1 protein-coding gene is annotated in these 632 nt (G+C 64.7%); it reads right to left on the minus strand.

The window, feature by feature from the left end; translation table 11 throughout:
- Positions 1-632: phosphopantetheine-binding protein (locus tag AC507J_RS32325; RefSeq protein WP_496294362.1), on the minus strand; the 632-nt coding region annotated here is incomplete at both ends.

Below are 632 nucleotides of genomic sequence, written 5' to 3' on the forward strand. Positions count from 1 at the left end.
GTCGAGCTGGTCGAGGAACCACAACCGCTGCTGCCCGAACGACAACGGCAACGGCCGCTCGCGCGGAACCGCCACAACCGACGGCACCACACTCCCCGGCACAAGCCCATCGATCACCGCAGCCAACCCACGCACCGTCGGCCGATCAAACACCACCGCCAACTCCACCTCAACCCCGAACACATCCCGAACCCGAGACATCACCTGCGTAGCCAACAACGAATGCCCACCCAGCTCAAAAAAGTCATCCACCACCCCCACCCGCTCAACCCGCAACAACCCCGCCCACACCCCAGCCAGAATCTCCTCCGTCGCCGTAACCGGCGCCAACCACTCCCCAACCACCCGCGGAACAGGCAAACCAGCCCGATCAAGCTTGCCGTTGACCGTCAACGGCATCGCCTCCAAAGGCACAAACACCGCAGGCACCATGAACGCCGGCAACTCCGCCACCACACACTCACGCAACTCAACCAAATCAAGACCGACATCACCCACCACATAGGCAACGAGCCGCCGCTCGAGCCCCTCGCCGAGCGCGACAACGGCCGCCGCGCTGACCTGCGGATGCCGGGCCAGTACGGCCTCGATCTCCCCCGGTTCGATCCGGTACCCACGGAGCTTGACCTGGT

The organism is Micromonospora sp. PRAS1 (assembly GCF_059553435.1).